This window comes from Pseudoalteromonas sp. MER144-MNA-CIBAN-0113 (assembly GCF_040308965.1).
GTDB classification, from domain to species: Bacteria; Pseudomonadota; Gammaproteobacteria; order Enterobacterales; family Alteromonadaceae; genus Pseudoalteromonas; species Pseudoalteromonas tetraodonis.
The window spans coordinates 1-254 of the sequence record NZ_JBEOOG010000466.1 but is presented as its reverse complement, the minus strand read 5'-3'; the positions used below and the strand labels follow the sequence as shown (position 1 = coordinate 254).

General features: G+C 41.3%; 1 protein-coding gene. It reads left to right on the top strand.

Going from position 1 to position 254, the window contains the following annotated elements:
• Window positions 1–254 (top strand): 50S ribosomal protein L11 methyltransferase (locus AAEY57_RS20525; RefSeq protein ID WP_350608727.1); only part of this gene is annotated, 254 nt, incomplete at both ends.

Sequence of the window (254 nt, the reverse complement as noted above, 5' to 3'; positions counted from 1 at the left end):
AATAGGCACTGTGCAATTTTGGGCCGATACTACGGTAATAGGCTTATTTGATGCTAATCACGATATGGATAGCGTTGTAGCGCTGTTAAACGCAGATAAATCAGTTGCGCAAAATCTAACATATAAAATAGAACAACTTGAAGACAAAGATTGGGAACGTGAGTGGATGGATAACTTTCACCCAATCCAATTTGGCGAAAGACTTTGGATTTGCCCAAGCTGGCGCGATATTCCTGATCCAGATGCAGTAAACG